Genomic DNA, 17369 nt, shown 5'->3' on the forward strand with positions numbered 1-17369 from the left:
TCTAGATACAACCGAAGCCAAAAGTCAGCTAGAAAGTAGCCTGAACAATGCCAAAGCCTTAAGTGAAGTTGCCAAGAACCAACAGACCGATCCTTTAGAGGTCTTGAATGAGTTAAAACAATTCCTGAATCAAATAGAAAAAGGTGAAAAAGATAAAGCCGATGCATTTAAACAAGCCTTGATGGTTTTAGCCTCGCCGAATTCAATTGGCTTGTCGAGCAATGAAGACATTCATATCTCTGCGGATAAACAAATTAGTCATAGTGCAGGGGATAGCATCAATCTGAGTACACAAAAGAATTTCTTGGTGCATGCACAAAACAAGATCAGTATGTTTGCAGCACAGGAAGGTGCAAGGCTTTATGCTGGAAATGGTAAAGTGGAGATTCAAGCCCAAGGAGATGGTGCGGATTTGATTGCTCGTAAAGGTATTCAAATCATTTCGACTGAAGATGTAATTGAAGTCAAAAGTCTAAAAGAAATTATTCTTACATCTGGCACTTCACAATTAAAAATTAATGGCTCAGGCGTATTTGTGACGACTGGTGCTATGTTTGAAGTTAAGGCTGGACAGCACAGTTTTATTGGTGGAGCAAAAGTAGATTATTCATTGCCTACTTTCTATGAAAATATCTGTAAGCCATGCCTTTTAAATGCCGCAAAGTTTGGAATGGCATTTGTAGATAAATAAAATGAAAAGAGAAATTATTCCATTTAAACCTATACAGCGCTGCATCGAAGATTATCAACATAACTTGAATATGTATTTAATCTTGGATGCAGCACAAGTTTCAGATCAAGCCCTGTCATTTATTCATGAGTTTCAAAATGACTCAAGGATAGAATTCTATTCCTTATTTTCAGGTACCACAGAGGGGAATGCACCTTTTGAAGTCGCACCTGTTCTTTTACTCATACATGGTTTAGATCTTTTCAATGATGAGAGATTTAACTTTATTCATCAAACCTGGAAAGACGAACAGGCGCTCAATATTGTATTGAGCTCATTAGATCTGACTCAATTTGTTAAGAAAATGAAAAGTTATTTAACGGTTGAGTTTCCTGATGGAACCCAAAAATTATTTAGATGGTTTGACCCAAGAATCATCAAGAAAATTAATAAAATACTGCAAGATGAGCAGGTTGATGAATTTTTTCAAGGCATTGAGCGTTGGGTGATTGCAATTCGAAATTATCAGGATGTGCATACGAATCAATTAATGATATTGGAGCATGATTGATGTTTGTACTTAGCCAAGAAAAACTATTTGAACTTGATGTTGAACAAAACAAAGAGTTTTTATACGACTTAGTTTATGAAATTATTAAGGAAAATCCAGTATTAAAGCTGAATGGTCAATTCGATCAGTTATTAGCACCTATCCAGACGCTAGTTGATCAATATCTTGAAAAAGGAATCAACCAAATCAACACACTCAAATATATGGTGAAAAGCCATGTGTATTTGGGAATGGATTATCCAACTGATCCGCAATTTGTTTGGATTGAAAATGAAATGCAGCATCACGATATTGGGGAGCAAGTCACTTATGTCGAGGCTTTCGATAAACTTTTAGAAGACTATAAGAAACGTGTTTTAGGGCAAGATTTCAACTTTTTTTTAACAGCAATAGCTCAATTAAAACAGAATCTTAGTCAAATAGATCATCGAGAAAAATTTTCAATTCTTTATCCAGAAAAAGCTGAGTTTTTAAGAGAAAAAGGTGTATTTGATTCGCTTCAAGATCATTATTCAAATGATCTTCAATCTTATAGCGCATATGTGCTAGGAAATGAGTTTGATCATAATGTCTTTATAAAAAATATAACGCATTGGGAGGTGTAAGATGGGTGTGGGTGGTGCAAGTCCGACAGCGGGTACTTCGTGTGCAACGTGTTTAAGGAAGTTTACGGTGCATTTTCGAAGACCATATAATATTGGAAGGGCAACAAAAAGATATAACGGTGAATTCGGTTTTGACTGGTTAAGAGATGAATATATTTATCCAATACAAAAAATTGATGAAAACAAAAAAACTGTCTTAGTTGATAATAGTAATATAGCAATACATAAGTTGAAAAAAATCTATACAGATAATTTGGTGAAGATATCGCCATGGGGAAAGGAGTATATACCTGCATGTTTAGCAGTCTTTGCTACAAATGTAAAAGATAAAAATGCAAGTACTCAGATTAATAAAAATGGAGCATTGCTAGATTTAGAAATTCATCAAATTAGTGGAGATGATGAAACATCATTACAAGATGATGGTACAAAATTAATATTTGAAACGAATGAAAGTTGTATAAAAATTTCGACAAATAGAGGAGGGGAAAACAGTAATTATTTGGAATTACCACTTTCGTCTTTTTTAAAGAATAGGCAGAGTGTTAATTTAGGAAGTAGTAAAAGAATATATTATAATAATTTGGAATCTATTCGTATAAGTTGTAACGGTGCTACAACAAAAGGAGCATTAATTACAGTTAAAGCAAAAAAGAATACAGTAGTAGAAATTGTTGGGCAGTTGTATATATTTCCAAATGATAAAGTACCATTAGCAAAAATTTGTTTTGTTGATGTTAGTTTTAACCAAAATCAAGTAATGAGACCAAAAAAGACTGGGCTTGAATATAGTTTAAAATATCAATCTTTTAATCAAGCATTAATTAGACCTAAAATTGTAAGAGATACAATATTCAATATCAAAGACATGTTGGATAGAAATAAATCTTGGGATTTAGAAAACTTTTATCAAAAATATTATTTAAACAAAGTCAAAAATTCATTAGGGAACAGTATAATTAGTGATGTAGATGATAGTGATTTTAAACACGATTTAATCTTTTTGTTTCAAAAATATGCAAAAGTTAATGGGTTAATAAATTCAGATTCAAATGATATTACATATGTTTTTTTTACAAATACGCAATGCTCTTATACAAGAAATGGTCAAGGCTACAATAGGAAAGGGAGTGCAATTTATGCTCCTGAAGCTGGGTCTAATGGCGAAAAAGTTTGGGGGAACTCTGTTGTAATTTATCACCATGGAGCAACTGAGTTAGAGACTGTAGTTCATGAAATAGTGCATAGCTTTGGATTAACCCATGTATTCCAAAATGAAAAAAATATACCCTATTGTTTTCATCAAGGCTTTACGGATAATTTTATGGATTATGAATTTACAGGTGAAAAGAAATCACGAGACTCTTTTTATCAAGGTAACCAAATAGCATTATTTAGAGATCAATGGTTGAAAATGAGAAAAGATAGAAGTCTATATTATAAAGGATAAATATATTATGAAGTTATTGGTTTTATTTGTAATAATTTTAAGTCTGTCAGCCTGCTCAGTTGACTCAAATGAGGGTGATTGTAATATAAAAAAAAGTGAAAATTCAGATGTTGTGAATAGTTACGATGTAAGAGTTGGAAAAAATATTTCTAAATTTGTAGATGAAAATAAAATTTTTTTAAATTATAATCAAAAAGAAATAATTAATAGATATAAGAAATTAAATAGTAATTATATGGTATTAAAGGTTTTAGATAAACTTCCTGTTGAAGTGGGGTTCGCAGATGGTACTGTAGGTAATAATGTGGAAGATAATAAGAATTATATGTCTAATCTAGATGCAAATATAAACTTTAAGACAGGTTACATATTCTTTAAAAGTACGAATTATGTACCCTACGATAATGAAATTGAGAATAATATTGCTAAAATACTACGTGATCAAGTTTATGTGATCAATGCAAATAAAGTGGATCATAAAAATTTAGATGAAAATATTAAACTTTTTATTAAAAAAATTGAATGCAGTACTTCATCACAAGAAAAAGTCGTAGAGTGGAATATAAATGATATGCATATCATATTAGAAGCATCAGGAAATAAAAATGAAAAACAAAATAGTCTTTTTTTTACAGTTTATTTTACAAAGAAAACGGACAAAAAGTATGAATTATCAATATATTAGCTTTTTTTTGATGAATGAGTTTATATTTAATTGATACATTGTATAGTTTTTAATTTCATAAACAGTCAATTTTATTTTTATAAGGGTTAATCTGGTAACTTAATGGATTATACTTAGTTTTATAAAGAATCAAAACAGGTTGTTAGTAAAATTACTAGAAAGTATTTTAGTAAATTTCAGTGGGATATTTTGAGAAGTGATAGGAGTCTAAAATGAAAAAGATTTTCTTAACAGTTTTTTTTATTTTTTGTGTGTCTTGTTCTTCTGAAAATAAAGGGGATACTCAATTAGAGGCTCATAGTGTCAATAAAAATAATATAAATGATCCATGTTTTAATTCAGATTGTACTCCAGAGAAATTTAATTCGCCTTACTATAAAATTCCATATGAGAAGTTAAAGGATCTTGAGTTTTTAAATTATGAAAATTTTGCTACTGTCTTATTAAGCAAAGATGTCTTGAGTAGTGAAACTTTGAAGGGATATAGTTTTAAAGATAAAGATAACTCGAATTATATAGATCTTGAAAATCAAGCTATGTTAACAATTAATCCAAATCCATCAACAGGCAAGGTTAAATCGATAGATTATGAATTTTTAACGTGTTCATCAATTCAATTAATAGATAAAGATAGAATAAAAAAAATTATAAACATTTTTAAAGATACTAAAGTTGATGAAGGTTTTTTTAAATTTGATATTAATAACATTAAGGATGGTTTTTCAACTAATACAATTTACAATGAAGATAAGATTGTTTATGAAATTTCATGTGATATTAAGTCACAGAATGGTCAATTTCATATTTATAGAAAATAAATTTTAAGTGATTTAAAATAATGATTTTTAATAAGGGTTATTACAAGATATATTTAGGGTTGGTTCTAGCTTTTACTGTTGGTTGTGATGGTAAAGTAATAACGAATAATAGTAAAGATATAGATTTGATAAATAAGTTCTGTCTTAATAAAGAACCTAATGTAAATCTGGATATAAACAAGTATTTACCTTCGGAAAGTTCAATGGAAAATCCTATAAAGAAGAATTTAGGAATAAGTGTAGTGAATTTCTTTGATAAAATTCAAAATGGAAAAACATTGGATAATATGAATATATATGAAAATCAGGGGTATATTGATATTATTGATGATAATTATGATTCAATAGGCAGGATTATAATAATTCCAGATGGAGAATATGTCAAATATATTAATTTAGAAGTTGGATCTGCTCCTGATATTTTTAAAAAAGAAATTTTAAAGAAAACGATAGTAGGTGTAATAAATGTGTTGAATAATCATGGTGATTCAGAGATCGCGTATAATAAGATGTTAGGAGACTTGTTGGTAAATATGAAGAATGGTGTGTTTAATTTAAAAAATGGTATCTATTCAGGGTCTTTTAAAGATAATGAAATTGTATATGAGATTTCAACAATTAATAAAAAATTTATTGCTTCTAAAGTTGCTAGTGGTGAAATTAAGGATGTTAATTGTAAAGCTAGAAAATACCATAATTATAGTGATATAGAGCTTTCGATTTTTTCAATATATAGAAAATAATTTATATATTTTATAGTTTTTAGGCAGTGTTTTTATGAAATTTTTAATTTTGATATTAACGATTTTTTTAATAAGCGCATTTGCTTTTTTATTTAAATCGAATAATAATGATTGTAAAGTAAGGAATAGTGAAAATTCAGATGCTGGGAATGGTTACGATGTTCGAGTAGGTAGGAATATATCATTATTCGTTGAAAATAATAAAATTTATCTAAATTATAATCAAAATGAAATTGTCAAAAGGTATTTTAAGTTAAATAGTCATTATTTAATATTGAAAGTTTTACATAGTCTTTCTCCTGAAGTGGGATTTGCAGATGGTACTGTTAATAATAGTGTGAAGAGGAATTTTGATTACATTTCCGACCTTTCAGCTAATAGTAATTTAAAGGGTAATCATATATTTTTTAGTAGCGATAACTATGTTTCTTATAATGAAAATATAGAAGAAAAAATTGTGTCTATGATTAAGGATCAGATTTATGTGGTAAGTGGTGAGAAAGTGGGTAGTGTTGATTTAAATAGTAAAGTTAATACTTTTATAAGGAAATTACAATGTGGTGATTCAAATATGCCTGAAGTGGAAGAATGGAATATAAATGATATGCATATTATTTTAGAAGCTGATGGGAAACAAATTAAAAATAGTAAATATAATAGTTTGAACTTTTTTATTTATTTTACAAGGAAAACGGATAAAAAGTATGAGACATCAATATATTAGTTTTATTTATGTGGTGGTTAATTTTGTTTTAATTTATGTAGCATGTGATGAGGTGTAATATTGATCAGGATAATTCTAACTATCATACTAAGCACTTCTTTATCACAAGGCTGTTCATCTAAAGAAGTATTAAGTTACCTATGCAAAGTTGATGGTAAAAAAGCCAAAGAAGAGAAATATCAAAATATAGAAAAGAATCTGTCTAGAGATATTAATTTATTTGTTGTGAATAATGATTTGTATTTGGACTATAATTTTAAAAAAATATATAACAAGTATAAAGAGATGAACTCAAATTATCTAAAGTTAAAAGTTATAGATCGATTATCTGCTGTACAAGGATTTGATAATGGAGTCGTTCATAATGAAAATTTTGAAGATAATGACCATCATATGTCTACGCTAGAAGTACGAACTACTGGGCAAGGTCCAAACACAAACTTTTACTCCAGTGATAATTTTGTGCCATTTGATGATAATATCCATAAAAATATTAATCAATCAATTACAGACCAAGCTTTTCTAATAGGTATTGCAACTTTAGACAAGAAAAATATTATTGAATTCATTGAAAATTTTTTAACCAAAGGGCGCTGTCAAGGTGGAGATAAATATGGAAAAGTTGTTTCTGAAAGAAATTTTAATGGTGTTCATATCATTTTAGAGTCGGAGCCAGAGTGGTTTGTAGGAAAAGGACAAGTCAATAGTTTTGCTTATACTGTTTATTATACCAAGGCGACAGATAAAATTTATGAAAAATCATTGTATTATTAAAATTAAAGCCATATTTTTAATACTTTTTTCTCTGGCATGCTATGGCTGTAAGAATAATATTGAAGATTCTAAAAAATATTATATTTTTAAGAGTACTACAGAACATCAAGTCGTTCCAGAAATAAATTTCAGTAAAAACTCACCTGTAAATCAACTTAAATTGGAAGAGATTCCTGTTAGTTTTTCTAAAATCGAAACTGCAATCTTAACTTCAGGATACATTGAATCAAATAAAGATGCTTCAATAGTTCATAAACGATATGAAATAGAACCAAACTCATATGGTATAAATAAGATTTTCTTTTATAGTCAAGGTATTGAACTACCTGAAATTTCTTCTACAGTGTATTCAACTGGAGAAAACTTAAAGTATCAACGTAAGATCGTTATTTATTTGGGTCATGATTTTGACAAATCTACTGGAAAGTATAAAAAAATTAATTTGAATCCAGAAGTTCCCATTATTTATGCTAAAGTTTTAGGACTAAATGGGACAGATTCACAGAAAGTATATGAAAAATTACTACATGAACATATTGCAGATATAGAGAATGGAGTAAATAAATATGGAGATTTTTTAGTCACAAATAGAATTGAAATTGCTGATTATTGGTTTGAATTCAATACTGAACAAATACATAATAATACTACTTTTTATATTTACAAAACCAATGGTACACCTAGGGTAAATGCTACTGAATAATATAACTTTTAATTGTGAAAATTTAAAATGGGTAAAATATTTTTAATCGTTATTCTTGCTTTTTTATTATCTTATGATTTTAATGCGAAACCTAGTATTTACTTAAAAACTAAGGGAGAGTATGAGCACAAAATAAATGATCCTTGTTCAAGTGCAGATTGTACACCTAGAGCTTTATCCACACCATATCATCGGATTGTTTTTACTGAAAGAAAAAGAATTGATAAGGTTGTGTTTAAAGATTTTATTGGTGGTTTGGTCTATAAGAAAGTCATAACTGAAAATGATTATAGAAATGTAAATTTTGATGATAATTTTAATTCTTTGACTATTTTAATTAGAAATTCTATTCTAATTGTTAATCCAGATTCAGGCGGTTCAGGTGTTAAATCTATTGAATATAGATTTGAGAATTGTAATCAAATTTCTGATTTTGATAAAAATAATGTCAGGAATATTCTAAATTTAATTAATTTTGATAAAACAGATAAAGATTTTTATGATTTTAGCAAGAATGGTGGTGAAATAATGATTAATAATTTTTACGAGAAGGGAGTTGGCTTGGAAGTGAATTGTGATCCAAACAATAACTCTGGACAAGTAAATATATATCGCAGATAAATATTAATTTTTTTATTTCAAGTGATTTTTTTGGTTAAGTTTATGAAATATAATATTTTTGTTTGGAGTAGGGTGGTATTTTTAATTAGTACTTCTGTATCGTCCTATAGTTATGGAACGAATGTAGATCAGCGTTTTTTTATTTTTGAAGATAAAAATAAATCAGTGTTATCAACAGAAATAAATTATTCAAGATTTGCACCAGTCAATCAGCTGAATTTGAATGCAATGCCAATAATTTTAGATAAAGTTATAAAAAATATTGAAAAATACGGATATGTGAATAATGAAGTAGCCAAAAACAGTCGACACTTTGAAGTGATTTCATATGGCGGAACAGTAAAGAAAATCTATTTTTTTGATGGTGTCAGTGATACACCAGAGCTCTTCTCTGAAATTTATGCAGCGAATTCTAAATTCAATAAAATCAAAAGTATTCGATTAAATCTGAGTGCAGGGTATAATGGAAATAGATTTGAAAAAATCAATATAGATACTACTATTCCTATAAGTCTTGTTTCATCATTAAACATAGTTGATGAAAAGAAAGCGAAAAAAGTATATACATCACTGATGAATCAGCATCTTTTAAATATCAAAAACAATGTGAATGTATATTGTAATTTTTTAGTGACGACTAGAGTAAATGTTCATGATTATTGGTTGGAATTTAATACTGAACGCATAAAAAATAATACCTATTTTAATATTTATCAGAGTAAAGAAGTGCCTGAGAAGTGCGGCTTTTAAAAGTGAATAAGGGCATTAATAAAATTTTGATAATTTTCAAATTTGATCATATAGCACTTAAAATAGTGGGTAGTGTAAGCATCATATGACCCAAGTGATTATTCTGGTCAATTCCATATCTATCGAGAATAAGCTATATTAGCAACACCAGAATAGATAATATATAACATGTCAAATTTACAACAACTTTTTGCTCAAACTCAAGAAAACTACGAATTGATCCCTGATTTCATTGATCAACTTTTAGCATCAGAAATTTATTGTCTAGCGACGCAGGACAAAGACAAGAACGTTGAATTCCGCATTTTGGAAACACCAGAAGGTGATCAAGCCATTCCATTTTTTATTGAACTTGAAACCATCCAAAATGATATTGGTGCTGATGTTGAATATATTGCTTTGAATACACGTCAGTTTTTTGAAATGACCAAAGGGGCAACCTTAGTATTGAACCCAACCTCAGCATTATCAAAAGAATTCCAACCTGAAGAGATCAAAGCTATTTTAGAAATTGATCAAATAGACTCTAATAATTTAAGCATTTAATTTTTCGAGTACTTCATCAATTTTTTTCATACGCTTAATTTCATCCCACAATGCCTTGGCTTCGGGGTAATGCTTAGACATCATTCCAAGCCATTGTTTATAACGCCCAACCATATTCATTTCTTTTTTATAGGTGCCGTTCAAAAAACGAATCTGTAAATTTAATAATTCTGACCATGTAATCAGCGGCTCATCTGTATTTTTACGGATGCATTGTGTTAAGTCTGGTGTCGTGACTGCACCACGCCCAATCATTAGATCTTGGCATCCTGATTCAAGTTGGCATTGCTTGGCATCGGCATTGGTCCAAATTTCACCGTTGGCAATCACATTGATTTTAATGGCTTCACGAATAGGTTGAAGTTGATCCCAAAAAGCAGGTGGCGTATAACCGTCCGCTTTGGTTCGAGCGTGTACTGTAAGCCATGAAGCGCCAGCATCTTCTATGGCATGCGCATTTTCAAGGGTAAAGTTTCGATCCATGTAACCCAAACGCATTTTGGCAGAAACTGGAATGTGTTGTGGAACAGCATCACGTACTGCTTTAACCAACTCATGTACAACCTCAGGCTCATCGAGAAGTACGGAACCTCCTCGATGACGGTTGACTGTTTTTGCAGGACAACCAAAATTCATATCGATGGCAGGTGCGCCAAGCTCGGCAGCACGTACGGCATTGGCAGCCAGCATTTCAGGATTATTTCCTAGAAACTGTACATGTACAGGTGTTCCAGCAGCAGTTTTCCCTTCATTTTTGAGCTCTGGGCAGTAGCTATGGTAAATATGATCAGGTAGGACAGAGTCTGTTACACGGATAAACTCAGTCACGCACCAGTCGAAACTACCGACATGCGTTAAAACATCACGCATGATGGGGTCAGTTAAGCCTTCCATGGGAGCAAGAATGAGTTTCACAGTGGAGTTACCCGATCAGATAAAAACAGCGTTATACGGTTTTTTTAATTAGATGTCTAGTAAATTAATTGAAGTATAAAGAAATAAGTTAATGAAAATTATTTTTTTATAAATTTAAGAAATATTTATTATAAGTAACAAAATATTATAAAAGTAAAGTTTTTTTGAAACCTTTTGTTAAAAAATAATTTTTTTCTAATATTTATACTTAAAAAATTAAATTTTAAAATGTAATTCAATAATAAGAAAGGGAGAGAAATAATTTTAAAAAATAATAGATTTATATAATAAACTGATAAAGGGAAAATATCATGAGGTGTCTAATATATTTGTGTAGCCTTTTATTTTTAACAGGATGTACGAACCTAGTGACTCAAAAAAGAGCGCTGGTTGTAACTGATATAAAGAATCCTAATGTTAAAACGATGAGTATTCCAATAGATATTCGTTTGTCTCGAAGTTTTACAGCTTCAGATGGAAAAATTTATATTTGTGACCAACCTATGCCAGATGTTGCTAGATCAGATTCTTTTGGATCAAAAGGAAATCTTAGTGCAAAGTTGGCTGATTCAGGAGGAGTATTGAAACAAGATATAGGAGGAGAGGGCAACATTAATTCATCAACTGCGGTTTTACAATTGAATGGACGATCTTCTGCCGTATTATTAGCTCGTGATTTAATGTATCAAATATGTCTTAGTGCAGCAAATGGGACTTTTGCTGCTCAGCAAGAACTCTTTAAAGATATTTTAAAGATCGTGGATAAAGTTGCAGATAAGGAGAAAGCAACAGCACAGTCAAATCAGTTAGCGACACAGGCTCTAATTTTGAGACCAGAAATTGTTGAAAATAATAGGAATGCCTTACTTGGAGTGAGTTTAGTTGGTATTGCCAAAACTTATCATAAATGTTCAGTTGATGCGGAAAAAAATAAAGATCAGTCGAATAGTTGTGATAATGAATTGAATAAGGATATTAAACAAAAAATAGAGGGAAAATGAAATGCAAGCAGAAAATTTATCAAATGAACTCTTAGATTATTTAATAACGCCACCTAAAACATTTTTATATTGGCGCATTAAGGATACTTATCTAATAGTTGCTATTATTGAAAAATGGGATGAAACAACAATCACATTAAAAACTGAAGAAGGAATGGTTTCTAAGGAAAAACGTACAGATGTTAAAATAATGGTTCCTTAACGCGTATGCCTTATTTTTATAATAAAAATAAGGCATACTTTATTCTAGTTGTTTATATCATATTTTCAATAAAATTAGCAGGTGATTTAACGATGCAAAATCATTTCTAAAACGAATTTAGAACCGATAAATCCAATTGCCAGTAAGAAGAATCCAATCATGGTAAAGCGAATGGCTTTTTGACCACGCCAACCAAACTTATAGTGACCGATTAACAATGCACCATATACAAACCAAGACACAATACTAAAAACTGTTTTATGGGCTAAGTGTTGGGCAAAGAAATCATCAATAGTAAAGAAACCAAAACATAAGGCTACAGTGAGTAGAACAAAGCCTGTGATTAACATATCAAAAAGTAAAGATTCCATTGCTTGATAGGCGGGAAGGAAATTCACCCAAATACGTTTTTTCTGTTTCTTTTTTAATTCACGATTTTGAAACCAAATCAGTACAGCTTGTATGGTTGCCATGAGTAAAACTGCATAGGCGGATAAGGACAAGATGATATGAATGTCTAATCCTAAAGAGTGCTGTTCGATGAATTGATCGGGTTTACTAAAGCCAAAACCTAAAATCAATCCAAAAGCAGCAACGGGAATCCCAATCAAATTGAGTGAAAGTACAGGTCGATAGGTACTGTACAACATACTTAAAAGTAACATTAAAGCGGAGGTAAACGACATCAAATTAAAGACGTCATAATTAATCCCTAGTGGTGTAAGTATATCGTTATGCAGTACACTTGCATGTAATATCAGCCCTAAACCTGACACGATGCCAATAAACCAAGGGTTTGCAGGACGTTTAGACATTAAGTGCATAAACAAATACCAAAACGAAGAGGTATAGGCAATTAATGCTAAAATCGTATAAACCAAGGGTAGGCTAATCATGTCAAACCTTTTTCAGGATGATGAATATTCATGCTATATGATATAAATTCTATGTGAACTACAGTATCCTATAGCATCTTGAGCATAAATTTTCTATTTTAAGAAAGATTTTTTTGCTACTAGCTATTTTAAGCGGATTTTGCAATGTTTGATACCTTAACAGAACGACTCACGCAGAGTCTCAGAAATGTTACTGGCTCTGGGCAGCTAACCGAAGATAATATTAAAGATACCTTACGTGAAGTGCGTATGGCACTTCTTGAAGCCGATGTTGCTTTGCCTGTAACTCGTGAGTTTATTGCGAAAGTTAAGGAAGAAGCATTGGGACAAGAGGTGATGACCCAGCTTTCACCAGGTCAGGCTTTCGTTAAAATTGTTTATGATGAACTCACCAAAATGATGGGTGAGGCGAATGAAAGCCTAGATTTAGCTGCTAAACCACCAGTTGTGATTCTTTTAGCAGGTTTGCAAGGTGCTGGTAAAACCACCACTGCTGCAAAACTTGGACGTTTCTTAAAAGAACGTCAAAAGAAAAAAGTCGCCATGGTTTCTGCCGACGTTTATCGCCCTGCCGCAATTAAACAGCTTCAAACGGTTGCTGGTGAAGTTGGTGTTGATTTTATTGAGTCAGATGCTGCTGAAGATCCAATTAAAATCGTACAGCGTGCCATCGGGCAAGCCAAAATTAATTTTAACGATGTTTTGATTGTCGATACCGCAGGTCGTTTACATGTCGATGATGACATGATGGACGAGATCAAAGCATTACATGCAGCAGTTGCACCAACAGAAACACTGTTTGTTGTCGATGCAATGACAGGTCAAGATGCTGCAAATACAGCCAAAGCCTTTAATGATGCATTGCCACTTACAGGGGTCATTCTGACTAAAACTGATGGCGATGCACGTGGCGGTGCGGCGCTTTCAGTACGTGCAATTACAGGTAAGCCAATCAAATTCTTAGGTATGGGTGAAAAACTCGATGCCTTAGAACCATTCCACCCAGAGCGTGTTGCACAACGTATCTTAGGTATGGGTGATGTGCTTTCTCTTGTCGAAGAAGTTGAACGTAAAATCGACAAAGAAAAAGCCGAGAAGATGGCGAAAAAATTGCAGAAAGGCGGAAACTTCAATTTTGAAGATATGCTGATGCAATTTGAACAAATGAACAAAATGGGCGGAATGATGGGCTTCTTAGATAAGTTGCCTGGTATGAGTAATTCAGGGATACAAGACGCGATTGCACAAGCAAACCCTGAAAAACAAGTGAAAAAAATGGAAGCGATTATTCAATCGATGACCATTAAAGAACGTCGCAACCCTGATTTAATGAATCCAAGCCGTAAAAAGCGTATTGCTGCTGGGTGTGGTATGGATGTTGTTGAAGTGAATAAACTGATTAAACAACATGCACAAATGGCGAAAATGATGAAAAAATTCGCCAATCCATCGGGTATGGCAAAAATGATGCGTTCTTTAAGTGGAATGCAAAAGCAATTTGGTGGCGGTGGTGGTATGGGACCACTATTTGGAAATAATGATAAGAAGTAAGTCTCTATTTCTTTTATAAAAAGCGCCTTAGGGCGCTTTTTTGTTGAATAAAAACAACATACTTCTCTTTATTCTTTAGATATTGTGATACGATTGATTAGGTAAAATTTAAACTACTGATAAGAAAAGATCTATGAAAAGAGTTTTGATCGTACACGGTTATCATGCTTCTTCAGAGGATCATTGGTATCCATGGCTTAAATTACAAATACTTGCGACGGGAAATGAGTGTGAAATTGTTCAATTGGAGCAGGCAGATCATCCTCAATATGAAGTTTGGAAACATAATCTGGTACAACAGATTAAAACACTAAATGAAGATGTGATTATTGTTGCTCATGGTCTAGGTTGTATTGCAAGCTTAGCTTTTCTTTCTAGTGAATTACTTGGAAGAAAATTAGGCGCATTATTTTTAGTGGCTGGGTTTAACCAAAATTTACCGACATTGCCAGAGCTTAATTTATTTTTAAACAGCGCTCGCATAGATGATGCTTTACTTCGATTAAACATCGTTCATCGTTTTATATTTTTTTCCAACAATGATCCTTTTGTTCCAGCACCATTCAGTATTCAACTTGGGCATTTATTGAATACTCAAATGATTGAAGTGAAGGGTGCGGGGCATTTTATGGCAGCGGAAGGTTTTAATACGCTCACCATCCTTTGGGAAAAGCTGGTTATTTTACTCAACTCGGAATCATGAACGCAGGCTGTGGGGTGAAATTATTTCATAGATTTTAGAATTATTGATCGGTAGTGAATTGTAAATATAATTCCTCAAGAATGTTTTGAGATTGTACTTCGTCATCAACAAGTTGACCTTGTTGATCCCAAACCCTGCTCTCAACAATGGTATTATCTTCACTTGGGTTAATTTTGAGTTCGGCTGCGATTTTGCCATTTTTATACCAAATTTTTTGAATGATGGTCTGGTCATCAATATAGCTTTCTTCCAATCCAAGTTGCTTATTGGGATAAAAGTTTTCAGCTTTTCCAATAGGCTGTAGGTCTTTATAACTGGCTTTGAAATTGATCGTTCCATTCTCATAATAACCCGTTACATTACCATCAATATACTTTCCATCAAAACTGTTTAACCCTTGAGGTTCTTTAATCCAAAATGGATCAGATTGTTTTTTGTGGCTGTTTTGATAGAAATCTTGTACTAAAAAGCGCCCATCTTTGTCTCTGCCTAATAGTTTCCTAAAATAGCCATTTTCTACTGGTTGAAGTGAATAACCTTGATCCATGACTGATGAGCCACATGAGCATTCTTCATCACCTGCATCTGGTGCAAAATAGGCAATAATCGCTTCATTGGTTGCAAGAGTTTTAGAAAGGTTTGTTGTGCTTGATGTGGTAGAAAGTTGACTACAGCCAATCATGCTTATGCTGATGAGGCAGGTACTTAACAATACTGGGATTATTTTCATGATGAATTCTCTTTATGGTCTTTTTTAATGCTCTTTTTGAGAGGGTGATATATTTAGATCGAGCATAAATCATTCATCATGAAAATGTATGTAGATTTAATTTGTCTGTCGATCTATATAAAACTGTAAGCCTTTGAGTAACAAGTCTGTTTCAATGCGAGGTTGATACTTCTCAAGGAACTGAGCAAACAGATAAGCATCACCGCCCGTTAAAATCAGCTTTCGAGGTTGTTGTTCAAGCACTTTTTCAATCGTGCTTAATAAACCCAAGAAAATCCCATGATGGACAGCATCTATGGTGTTGCGACCAGGGCTTAACTCTGAAAATGCAGCATCGGGAATTTTAATTCCTTTGGTTTTTTGAATCAAAGAGTCTCGCTGTAAATAGAGATTAGGAAGAATATAACCGCCTAAATGTTGAAAACCTTGTGTTAAATCAATGGTTAAGGCAGTACCACAACTGATTACACATAAATCTTCTTCAGCTTTTGCAACTGCTAAAACTTGTAACCATCGATCAATTCCGAGCTGTTCGATGTGGTCATAACCACAGCGTAAGCCAGCATATTCTGCATGGACTTTGGCAAAAGTGACCGGAATATCCAGTAACTTCAAAATCTGGATAATACGTTCATTGTTCTTTTTATCTTGAACAGATGAAATGCCGATGCTGTCTAAACTTAAACTACGAAAATGTTGGATTAAACCAAGTAATAAATCCGCAGGAGATTGCAAGTGCAATTCGGCTGCTTGCTCAATGATTTGATCATTTTCAGTGATCCAATATTTTAGCCGGGTATTTCCAATATCTAACCAAAGTGCTTTCATTAACAGAACTCGTATGGGGGATACAATGAGGAGTCGCTTTAGATTGAATCCTCATGCTTTATAAATCAAATGTTTCGATAAGATCAAGCAGACATAAACTTATGACTCCGCTAAACGTAAACGTCCTTGGTATACACTGACTAAGCCTTGAGGTGTCACTAAATTGAGTGCGCCATCATCCGAAATCCCTTTAAAAATCCCATGGATTGAATTATGGACTTGTTCAAAATGTACCGCTTGATCCATAAACGCAGCATAATGATTGAATCGTGCAGCAAGGTTATAACAACCATGATCAAACCATTGCCCAGCTTGTTGAATCGCCAAATACATTTCAGAGATGATTTGAATGCGGTTCGGGAACTGGAGACCTAATTGCATCACTGAGGTGGCTTGTTGAGTAATCTCTTGCTCGGAAACCGGAAATAGATTGATACCAATTCCAACAATTGCTTGATGCGGCGAGATCGGTTCAACCAAAATACCGCCCCATTTACCTTGAGCACTATAGAGATCATTGGGCCACTTAATTTGTAATTCAGTTAAGCCCTTTAGTGACGGCATTTGTAAGATATTTAAGGCAATTTCTAAGGCTAAACGCCCATCTAAGGGTGTTCGAGTTTCAAGCAATGTGCTTAAATAAATATTGCCGGCTGGGGAAACCCATTCCCGTTGGTGCTGACCTCGCCCTTGAGTCTGAGTTTCACTACAGACCAAAACCGTCTTGACGCCACTAAGCGCAATCTCACGTACATCATCATTGGTTGATGTTGTTGTCTGTTTTAAAAGCAGCACTTCGGGGAGCTGATGTGCTTGTGTAAGCAGTTGTCTAAGATGACGAGTCTCTAAATCCATGTTGAATCTGAGAAGAGTGAAGGAACAT

General features: G+C 32.5%; 22 protein-coding genes. 17 read left to right on the forward strand and 5 right to left on the reverse strand.

All coding sequences use genetic code 11. From position 1 onward, the window contains the following. The 13 genes from ACINWC743_RS05230 to ACINWC743_RS05290 form a co-directional block, all read left to right on the forward strand. Window positions 1–691, forward strand: a 691-nt coding sequence (locus ACINWC743_RS05230; RefSeq protein ID WP_009584674.1) for a DUF2345 domain-containing protein, incomplete at its 5' end; no start/stop codon positions are given. A 1-nt stretch (window position 692) separates the two neighbouring features. Continuing rightward, the gene (locus ACINWC743_RS05235) at window positions 693–1241 is read left to right on the forward strand and encodes a DUF4123 domain-containing protein (protein ID WP_009584687.1); all 549 of its coding nucleotides are present in this window, start codon (window positions 693–695) and stop codon (window positions 1239–1241) included. Next, entirely contained in the window at window positions 1241–1846 is a 606-nt protein-coding gene (locus ACINWC743_RS05240; RefSeq protein WP_009584704.1) for a hypothetical protein, read from the forward strand. Before ACINWC743_RS05235 ends, ACINWC743_RS05240 begins: the two co-directional genes overlap by 1 nt. 1 nt (window position 1847) lies before the next feature. Next, window positions 1848–3296, forward strand: a complete 1449-nt coding sequence (locus ACINWC743_RS05245) for a M12 family metallo-peptidase (protein ID WP_009584680.1) — start codon at window positions 1848–1850, stop codon at window positions 3294–3296. Window positions 3297–3303: 7 nt separating this feature from the next. Further along, window positions 3304–3981, forward strand: a complete 678-nt coding sequence (locus tag ACINWC743_RS05250) for a hypothetical protein (protein WP_009584676.1) — start codon at window positions 3304–3306, stop codon at window positions 3979–3981. A 212-nt stretch (window positions 3982–4193) separates the two neighbouring features. Continuing rightward, window positions 4194–4799, forward strand: coding sequence for a hypothetical protein (locus tag ACINWC743_RS05255; RefSeq protein ID WP_009584689.1), 606 nt, complete (start codon window positions 4194–4196; stop codon window positions 4797–4799). Window positions 4800–4819: 20 nt separating this feature from the next. After that, on the forward strand, window positions 4820–5542 hold the full coding sequence (locus ACINWC743_RS05260; protein ID WP_009584682.1) for a hypothetical protein: 723 nt from the start codon (window positions 4820–4822) through the stop codon (window positions 5540–5542). Between the two features lie 34 nt (window positions 5543–5576). Then, window positions 5577–6266, forward strand: coding sequence for a hypothetical protein (locus ACINWC743_RS05265; protein ID WP_009584694.1), 690 nt, complete (start codon window positions 5577–5579; stop codon window positions 6264–6266). 60 nt (window positions 6267–6326) lie between these two features. Continuing rightward, entirely contained in the window at window positions 6327–7040 is a 714-nt protein-coding gene (locus tag ACINWC743_RS05270; RefSeq protein ID WP_009584692.1) for a hypothetical protein, read from the forward strand. Further along, window positions 7018–7743 (forward strand): hypothetical protein, encoded by a 726-nt coding sequence (locus ACINWC743_RS05275; RefSeq protein WP_009584705.1) that lies wholly within the window; start codon window positions 7018–7020, stop codon window positions 7741–7743. Before ACINWC743_RS05270 ends, ACINWC743_RS05275 begins: the two co-directional genes overlap by 23 nt. 27 nt (window positions 7744–7770) lie before the next feature. Continuing rightward, window positions 7771–8364 (forward strand): hypothetical protein, encoded by a 594-nt coding sequence (locus ACINWC743_RS05280; RefSeq protein WP_009584709.1) that lies wholly within the window; start codon window positions 7771–7773, stop codon window positions 8362–8364. Window positions 8365–8406: 42 nt separating this feature from the next. Further along, window positions 8407–9114: a hypothetical protein gene (locus ACINWC743_RS05285; protein WP_009584665.1), complete on the forward strand. Its 708-nt coding sequence runs from the start codon at window positions 8407–8409 to the stop codon at window positions 9112–9114. Between the two features lie 168 nt (window positions 9115–9282). Continuing rightward, complete coding sequence (locus ACINWC743_RS05290) at window positions 9283–9660, forward strand: SseB family protein (RefSeq protein ID WP_009584712.1); 378 nt, start codon at window positions 9283–9285, stop codon at window positions 9658–9660. Here the strand turns inward: ACINWC743_RS05290 and ACINWC743_RS05295 are convergent. Beyond that, window positions 9649–10575 carry a tRNA dihydrouridine synthase gene (locus ACINWC743_RS05295; RefSeq protein WP_174762195.1) on the reverse strand — a complete coding sequence of 309 codons (927 nt, stop codon included), beginning with the start codon at window positions 10573–10575 and terminating at the stop codon, window positions 9649–9651. The genes ACINWC743_RS05290 and ACINWC743_RS05295 overlap by 12 nt on opposite strands. Window positions 10576–10943: 368 nt before the next feature. Here ACINWC743_RS05295 and ACINWC743_RS05300 point away from each other — a divergent pair, with 368 nt between their 5' ends. Further along, window positions 10944–11576, forward strand: coding sequence for a hypothetical protein (locus ACINWC743_RS05300; protein ID WP_100885976.1), 633 nt, complete (start codon window positions 10944–10946; stop codon window positions 11574–11576). A gap of 1 nt (window position 11577) precedes the next feature. Continuing rightward, window positions 11578–11778 (forward strand): hypothetical protein, encoded by a 201-nt coding sequence (locus ACINWC743_RS05305; RefSeq protein ID WP_009584672.1) that lies wholly within the window; start codon window positions 11578–11580, stop codon window positions 11776–11778. Window positions 11779–11864: 86 nt separating this feature from the next. On the opposite strand, the gene ACINWC743_RS05310 is transcribed toward ACINWC743_RS05305, so the two are convergent. Next, window positions 11865–12674, reverse strand: coding sequence for a cytochrome C assembly family protein (locus ACINWC743_RS05310; RefSeq protein WP_004830303.1), 810 nt, complete (start codon window positions 12672–12674; stop codon window positions 11865–11867). A 144-nt stretch (window positions 12675–12818) separates the two neighbouring features. Between ACINWC743_RS05310 and ffh the strand changes: the two genes are divergently transcribed. Then, window positions 12819–14225, forward strand: coding sequence for a signal recognition particle protein (gene ffh, locus ACINWC743_RS05315; RefSeq protein WP_004830302.1), 1407 nt, complete (start codon window positions 12819–12821; stop codon window positions 14223–14225). Between the two features lie 133 nt (window positions 14226–14358). Continuing rightward, on the forward strand, window positions 14359–14928 hold the full coding sequence (locus tag ACINWC743_RS05320) for an RBBP9/YdeN family alpha/beta hydrolase (protein WP_009584661.1): 570 nt from the start codon (window positions 14359–14361) through the stop codon (window positions 14926–14928). 40 nt (window positions 14929–14968) lie between these two features. Here the strand turns inward: ACINWC743_RS05320 and ACINWC743_RS05325 are convergent, their stop codons facing one another. From ACINWC743_RS05325 to ACINWC743_RS05335, 3 genes are all read right to left on the reverse strand, one after another. Beyond that, complete coding sequence (locus ACINWC743_RS05325; RefSeq protein WP_035300400.1) at window positions 14969–15658, reverse strand: toxin-antitoxin system YwqK family antitoxin; 690 nt, start codon at window positions 15656–15658, stop codon at window positions 14969–14971. A 96-nt stretch (window positions 15659–15754) separates the two neighbouring features. Next, window positions 15755–16486 carry a type III pantothenate kinase gene (locus ACINWC743_RS05330; RefSeq protein WP_009584667.1) on the reverse strand — a complete coding sequence of 244 codons (732 nt, stop codon included), beginning with the start codon at window positions 16484–16486 and terminating at the stop codon, window positions 15755–15757. Window positions 16487–16585: 99 nt separating this feature from the next. Beyond that, the gene (locus ACINWC743_RS05335) at window positions 16586–17341 is read right to left on the reverse strand and encodes a biotin--[acetyl-CoA-carboxylase] ligase (RefSeq protein ID WP_009584708.1); all 756 of its coding nucleotides are present in this window, start codon (window positions 17339–17341) and stop codon (window positions 16586–16588) included. Window positions 17342–17369: the final 28 nt, after the last annotated feature.

The organism is Acinetobacter sp. WC-743 (assembly GCF_000335555.1).
In the GTDB taxonomy this organism is placed as follows: Bacteria; Pseudomonadota; Gammaproteobacteria; order Pseudomonadales; family Moraxellaceae; genus Acinetobacter; species Acinetobacter bereziniae.

Coding starts and splice junctions, on each gene's coding strand:
- ACINWC743_RS05235 (WP_009584687.1), top strand. CDS start 693: ATGAAAAGAGAAATTATTCCATTTAAACCTATACAGCGCTGCATCGAA.
- ACINWC743_RS05240 (WP_009584704.1), top strand. CDS start 1,241: ATGTTTGTACTTAGCCAAGAAAAACTATTTGAACTTGATGTTGAACAA.
- ACINWC743_RS05245 (WP_009584680.1), top strand. CDS start 1,848: ATGGGTGTGGGTGGTGCAAGTCCGACAGCGGGTACTTCGTGTGCAACG.
- ACINWC743_RS05250 (WP_009584676.1), top strand. CDS start 3,304: ATGAAGTTATTGGTTTTATTTGTAATAATTTTAAGTCTGTCAGCCTGC.
- ACINWC743_RS05255 (WP_009584689.1), top strand. CDS start 4,194: ATGAAAAAGATTTTCTTAACAGTTTTTTTTATTTTTTGTGTGTCTTGT.
- ACINWC743_RS05260 (WP_009584682.1), top strand. CDS start 4,820: ATGATTTTTAATAAGGGTTATTACAAGATATATTTAGGGTTGGTTCTA.
- ACINWC743_RS05265 (WP_009584694.1), top strand. CDS start 5,577: ATGAAATTTTTAATTTTGATATTAACGATTTTTTTAATAAGCGCATTT.
- ACINWC743_RS05275 (WP_009584705.1), top strand. CDS start 7,018: ATGAAAAATCATTGTATTATTAAAATTAAAGCCATATTTTTAATACTT.
- ACINWC743_RS05280 (WP_009584709.1), top strand. CDS start 7,771: ATGGGTAAAATATTTTTAATCGTTATTCTTGCTTTTTTATTATCTTAT.
- ACINWC743_RS05285 (WP_009584665.1), top strand. CDS start 8,407: ATGAAATATAATATTTTTGTTTGGAGTAGGGTGGTATTTTTAATTAGT.
- ACINWC743_RS05290 (WP_009584712.1), top strand. CDS start 9,283: ATGTCAAATTTACAACAACTTTTTGCTCAAACTCAAGAAAACTACGAA.
- ACINWC743_RS05305 (WP_009584672.1), top strand. CDS start 11,578: ATGCAAGCAGAAAATTTATCAAATGAACTCTTAGATTATTTAATAACG.
- ACINWC743_RS05310 (WP_004830303.1), bottom strand. CDS start 12,674: ATGATTAGCCTACCCTTGGTTTATACGATTTTAGCATTAATTGCCTAT.
- ffh (WP_004830302.1), top strand. CDS start 12,819: ATGTTTGATACCTTAACAGAACGACTCACGCAGAGTCTCAGAAATGTT.
- ACINWC743_RS05320 (WP_009584661.1), top strand. CDS start 14,359: ATGAAAAGAGTTTTGATCGTACACGGTTATCATGCTTCTTCAGAGGAT.
- ACINWC743_RS05325 (WP_035300400.1), bottom strand. CDS start 15,658: ATGAAAATAATCCCAGTATTGTTAAGTACCTGCCTCATCAGCATAAGC.
- ACINWC743_RS05330 (WP_009584667.1), bottom strand. CDS start 16,486: ATGAAAGCACTTTGGTTAGATATTGGAAATACCCGGCTAAAATATTGG.
- ACINWC743_RS05335 (WP_009584708.1), bottom strand. CDS start 17,341: ATGGATTTAGAGACTCGTCATCTTAGACAACTGCTTACACAAGCACAT.